Origin of the sequence: uncultured Sunxiuqinia sp. (genome assembly GCF_963974515.1) — a bacterium.
GTDB lineage: Bacteria > Bacteroidota > Bacteroidia > Bacteroidales > Prolixibacteraceae > Sunxiuqinia.
This window is the reverse complement of record NZ_CAXBDD010000169.1, coordinates 1-4570: the sequence shown is the minus strand read 5'-3', so window position 1 is coordinate 4570 and position 4570 is coordinate 1. Positions and strand designations below refer to the sequence as shown.

Annotated in this window: 4 protein-coding genes and 1 tRNA gene; 3 read left to right on the top strand and 2 right to left on the bottom strand. The window is 47.9% G+C overall.

What is annotated here, in order from left to right; translation table 11 throughout:
- Position 1: 1 nt before the first annotated feature.
- Positions 2-73, bottom strand: a tRNA-Arg gene (locus AAC033_RS18340).
- A 328-nt stretch (positions 74-401) separates the two neighbouring features.
- On the opposite strand from AAC033_RS18340, the gene AAC033_RS18335 reads away from it, so the two are divergent.
- From AAC033_RS18335 to AAC033_RS18325, 3 genes are read left to right on the top strand one after another with little or no spacing between them, the layout of a single operon-like run.
- A complete protein-coding gene (locus AAC033_RS18335) occupies positions 402-1085 on the top strand; it encodes a succinate dehydrogenase cytochrome b subunit (protein ID WP_339740853.1) in 684 nt (227 codons plus the stop codon).
- A gap of 18 nt (positions 1086-1103) precedes the next feature.
- Positions 1104-3041, top strand: coding sequence for a fumarate reductase/succinate dehydrogenase flavoprotein subunit (locus tag AAC033_RS18330; protein ID WP_339740851.1), 1938 nt, complete (start codon positions 1104-1106; stop codon positions 3039-3041).
- A gap of 24 nt (positions 3042-3065) precedes the next feature.
- Entirely contained in the window at positions 3066-3821 is a 756-nt protein-coding gene (locus tag AAC033_RS18325) for a succinate dehydrogenase/fumarate reductase iron-sulfur subunit (RefSeq protein ID WP_339740849.1), read from the top strand.
- Positions 3822-3902: 81 nt separating this feature from the next.
- Here the strand turns inward: AAC033_RS18325 and AAC033_RS18320 are convergent.
- Positions 3903-4570 (bottom strand): Gfo/Idh/MocA family oxidoreductase (locus AAC033_RS18320; protein ID WP_339740847.1); only part of this gene is annotated, 668 nt, incomplete at its 5' end.

Genomic DNA, 4570 nt, shown 5'->3' with positions numbered 1-4570 from the left:
GTAGTCCCACCGGGAATCGAACCCGGATCTACAGTTTAGGAAACTGCTATTCTATCCGTTGAACTATGGAACCAAAACTTTTGCTTTTCTACCAATGGATGTAAGCGTCCAAAAGCACTGCAAAAATAGAAAAAAGCATGCGGATTCAAAAAAAGAAATTTGGGGCTTGCAAAATACCTGATTTCAGCACTAAACGTAAACAGTGTTAACAAAGAGTTCACACGATGCAAACACTCAAACACGATGACCGTAAGCTTTTTAGCGTGATACTCCATTTTTTTTTCTTAGAACCGTTTTAAATTACTTATTTTTGATCATGCTTTTTTGCTGGTCAACCCGCATAACTCTACTTTTGTGGAACTTTATGAGAATCATTAATTTTTAAATAAAACGATTATCCTATGAGCAATTTTCTGACTTCTTCTATTGGGAAAAAGTTCTTGATGAGCATCTCCGGAATATTCCTGATGATGTTCATTATCGTTCACCTTAGCATCAACCTGCTTTTGATTTTTGATGACAGCGGTGACCTGTTCAATCAGGGGGCTCACTTTATGGCTACCAACCCGGCCATTAAGATCATGGAGCCAGTCCTTGCCCTGGGCTTTTTAGTACATATCATTTGGTCACTCATTGTCAGTTTTCAAAACTTGAAAGCGCGGCCAATCGGATACAAACAGTTAAACAATTCGAAATCGAGTAGCTGGGCATCGCGTAACATGCTGGTTCTTGGTTCCTTAATTTTTGTTTTCCTGGTGATGCATATCATCCAGTTCTTCTGGAAGATCAAGGTCACAGGCGATCCGCTGCTGGCCCATGTTGTCGTGGGAGGCGAAGAGATGGAAAACACCTATGCCTTGGTGTCGAGCTTGTTTAAAGCAAGTTTGATTTACAGCCTCATTTATGTAGTTGGAGGAGTCCTGCTTGGTTTACACCTCGCTCATGGTTTTTGGTCGGCGTTTCAAACCATTGGATTTGCCAACAAAATCTGGCTGAAAAGATTACAATTTGTGGGAACAATCTTTGCGATCGTAATTGCCATCGGATTTTCCGTTATCCCTTTGTATTTCCAGATTAAGTTTTAATCGAAAAGAAAAGAAATTATGAGCGTATTCAATTCAAAAATACCCGAAGGGCCATTGGCTCAGAAGTGGACAAATTATAAAGATCACCAAAAACTGGTGAACCCTTCCAACAAGCGTAAACTGGATGTGATTATCGTCGGTACCGGTCTGGCCGGAGCTTCGGCAGCTGCATCGCTTGGAGAAATGGGATTCAATGTCAAAAATTTTACTATTCAGGATTCACCCCGCCGCGCGCACTCCATTGCCGCACAGGGAGGAATCAATGCCGCAAAAAACTATCCCAACGACGGCGATTCGGTTTACCGTCTGTTTTACGATACCATTAAAGGAGGCGACTACCGCGCCCGCGAAGCCAACGTATACCGATTGGCAGAGGTAAGCAACAGCATCATTGACCAATGCGTGGCACAAGGTGTTCCTTTCGCACGCGAGTACGGTGGCTTGCTCGATAACCGTTCGTTCGGTGGAGCACAGGTTAGCCGTACATTCTATGCCCGTGGGCAAACCGGACAGCAATTATTGCTGGGCGCTTACCAGGCCCTGATGCGCCAGGTGAATGCCGGTTCTGTAAAAATGTACACCCGCAACGAATTGGTAGAAATAGTATTGGTTGAAGGTAAGGCCCGCGGAATCATTACCCGCGACCTGGTGACCGGAAAGCTGGAACGTCACTTTGGACATGCCGTTGTGCTGGCGACCGGAGGCTATGGAAACACCTTCTTTTTGTCGACCAACGCCATGGGATCGAACGGATCGGCCGCTATAAAAGCCTTCCATAAAGGGGCCATGTTTGCCAATCCCTGTATGGCGCAAATTCACCCCACTTGTATTCCGGTTCATGGCGAGTTTCAAAGTAAACTAACCTTAATGTCAGAATCGCTTCGGAATGATGGCCGGATCTGGGTGCCTGCCAAGAAAGAAGACGCTGAAGCCATTCGTGCCGGCAAACTGAAGCCGACAGAGATCGCCGAAGAAGATCGTGATTACTATTTGGAGCGTCGTTATCCTGCTTTCGGAAACCTTGTTCCTCGTGACGTAGCTTCGCGTGCTGCCAAAGAGCGTTGTGACGCCGGATTTGGAGTAGGAACTGGCTTGGCTGTTTACCTGGATTTCAAATCAGCCATCGACCGCTTAGGGAAAGATGTGATTGAAGCTCGCTACGGCAACCTCTTCCAGATGTATGAAAAAATTGTGGATGACAATCCATACGAAACACCGATGATGATTTACCCGGCCATTCACTACACCATGGGTGGTATTTGGGTTGATTATGAATTGCAAACCAATATTCCCGGACTGTTTGCCGCCGGCGAAGCCAATTTCTCCGATCACGGAGCCAACCGGTTGGGGGCCTCGGCACTGATGCAAGGACTGGCTGATGGCTATTTTGTGCTGCCATACACCATTCAAAATTACCTGGCCGATGATATTCGCACGCCGCGAATGACCACCGAGGAAAAGGAATTCGTGGAAGCCGAACAAGCTGTGAAAGACCGCTTCGAAAAACTACTAAGCATTCAGGGTCAACGGTCGGTTGACAGCATCCACAAAGAACTTGGATTGGTGATGTGGGATTTCGTTGGAATGGGCCGCAATGCCGAAGGGTTGAAGAAAGCGATTAAACGAATCGCTGAAATCAAAAAAGAGTTCTGGACGAACGTCCGCATTCCCGGATCGAAAGAAGGAATGAATGTTGAATTGGAAAAAGCCAGCCGTTTGGCCGATTTTATTGAGATTGGCGCCTTAATGGCTCGTGATGCGTTGGATCGCGAAGAATCCTGCGGAGGTCACTTCCGCGAGGAATACCAAACCGGCGAAGGTGAAGCCCTGCGTCAGGATGACAAATTCGCTTACGTTTCCTGTTGGGAATACAAGGGCGAAGATGCAGAGCCTGCGCTTCACAAGGAAGAACTGGTTTACGAGTTCGTAGAAATGCTTCAACGTAATTACAAATAACGGCTTTTAAAAAGGAGATCAATCATGGAAAAAACAATAAATCTCACGCTTAAGGTTTGGCGTCAGAACGGTCCCAAAGAGAAAGGCCGTTTCGAAACCTACCAGGTGACCAATATTTCAACCGACAGCTCGTTCCTCGAAATGTTGGACATTCTGAACGAGCAGTTGGTCAACGAAAACAAAGAACCGATTGCCTTCGATCACGATTGCCGCGAAGGCATCTGTGGCATGTGTTCGCTCTACATTAATGGCCGCCCGCACGGGCCAGATGAGGACATTACCACTTGCCAGTTACACATGCGCAAGTTCACGGACGGCGAAACAGTCACCATTGAACCCTGGCGTGCAGCGGCTTTTCCCATCATTAAAGACCTGATTGTAGACCGGACTGCTTTCGACAAGATCATTGCAGCGGGTGGTTACGTATCGGTTAACACAGGTGGTGTGCCCGATGCCAATGCCATTCCAATTGCCCGGCCAGCTGCCGAAGAGGCAATGGATGCTGCCGCCTGCATTGGCTGTGGCGCCTGTGTGGCCGCTTGCAAGAACTCGTCGGCTATGCTGTTCGTTTCGGCTAAAGTGAGCCAGTTGGCCCTGTTGCCACAAGGCAAGGTTGAGGCGAAACGACGCGCCAAAGCAATGGTTGCCAAAATGGATGAGCTGGGCTTTGGCGGTTGCACCAACACCGGAGCCTGCGAAGTGGAATGCCCCAAAAGCATTTCCATAGCACACATCTCTCGCCTGAACCGCGAATATTTGAAGTCGCGCTTATCGGAATAAAGGGATAACAAACGATAAAAAGGAAAGGACCCCGCAAGTGATGTTGGGGCCTTTCCTTTATGCCGACTTTTTTTGCAGGACCTAAAAATCCATAAAATTCCACTTCCCTCGGAATGGACGTGTCCGCATTAGATTGGCAAATAGATCGTCCTTAAATTCTTCCCTCTTCGGATCCCATTTCAGTGGGCGCTGCAGTTCGTAGGCAATATTGGCCAGGTTGCACATCGAAGCCGTTCGATGACCGGTTTCCACATCCGAAATTGGCAGCTGTCGCGTGCGTATGGCTTTGATCCAATCCTGGTAATGGTTGTCGCTGAAGTATACGCGTTTGTCGGTTTCCTTCAGTTCTGCCTTGGCCAGTTTTTCGTTGGGGAAGGTGCGTAAAAATCCACGGCTGATCTCTATTTTTCCTTCCGAGCCGATAAACTGCACGGCGTTGCTTTCACCCCAATTCACATGATTGACGACTATACCATTGGCATAGGTCATTTTTAATCCACGTTTGGCGGGTTGATCGGGCGGGGTAAACTCAACCGGACCTGATTCATCCATATTGAGCCCCCACTGCACAATGTCGAACATGTGCGCACCCCAGTCGGTAATCATACCACCGCCAAAGTTGCGGTAGTTCCGCCAATTGGGATAGATGTCGCGTTCAATTGGGGGAGCCAGCTCCGAGTGAAAATCACGGTACAGCGAGGGACCGACCCACAAGTCCCAATTCAGGCCATCGGGAACTTTTTCTGAAG